This window comes from Streptomyces sp. UG1 (assembly GCF_049974585.1).
In the GTDB taxonomy this organism is placed as follows: domain Bacteria; phylum Actinomycetota; class Actinomycetes; order Streptomycetales; family Streptomycetaceae; genus Streptomyces.
In genome coordinates this window covers 1-713 of record NZ_JBNGGG010000166.1, presented here as the reverse complement: position 1 = coordinate 713, position 713 = coordinate 1, and the positions used below count along the sequence as shown (strand labels likewise).

The window sequence follows — 713 nt, the reverse complement described above, 5'->3', positions numbered from 1 at the left end:
TTCGAGCGGCCCAGGACCCCGTTCGTGGCGGACTTCCTCGGCGCGGCCAACTTCCTGCCCGGCCGCGTGGAACAGCACACCGACGCGCACACCGTCATCCGCCTCACCCAGTCCGGTGGCCTGCTGAAGGCGCGCCGTCACGATCTGGCCTCCGGCACCGAGGTGAAGGTGGCCGTCCAGCCGGGCCGGCTGCGGGCCTGTGGCCTGGATGACGGGTTCTGTACCGGCACGGTGGAGACCGCCACCTATGTGGGCACCCTCGTGCGCGCGGGCGTGCGCATCGATGGCGGTGACGCCCCGCTGCTGCGGCTGGAGGTGCCGGCCGGACGTGGGCCCGTCGCGGGCGAGCGGGTCGGGATCACCGCCGATGCCGAGGACGTCAACCTCTTCCCGACCGAACAGGGAGGGTGAGCCATGGCCGCCACCCTCACCGCGGGGGCTCCCGCCCGTCCGCGCAAGCTCCTGGCCTCACGCAAGACCCGGGTCGGGATCCTCTACGCGCTGCCGGTCGTCGTCTATCTGCTGGTGCTGTTCGTCTACCCGATCTTCAGCACGCTGCTGCTCAGCCTGAAGGACGCCGACGGATCGTTCACCCTGCACTGGTACGCCGACGCCCTCACCGGCGTCAACCTGTCGGTGCTGGTCACCACCCTGCGGATCTCCGCCGAAACAGCGCTGCTGAGCCTGGTCTTCGGCTTCGTCCTGGCCCAGGC

1 protein-coding gene and 1 pseudogene are annotated in these 713 nt (G+C 70.7%); both read left to right on the top strand.

Going from position 1 to position 713, the window contains the following annotated elements; all coding sequences use genetic code 11:
- On the top strand, positions 1-411 hold a 411-nt coding region (locus tag ACP4J3_RS50840; RefSeq protein ID WP_426545115.1), incomplete at its 5' end, for a TOBE domain-containing protein.
- Between the two features lie 3 nt (positions 412-414).
- Positions 415-713 (top strand): annotated as a pseudogene (locus ACP4J3_RS50835) (ABC transporter permease); the annotation flags it as partial.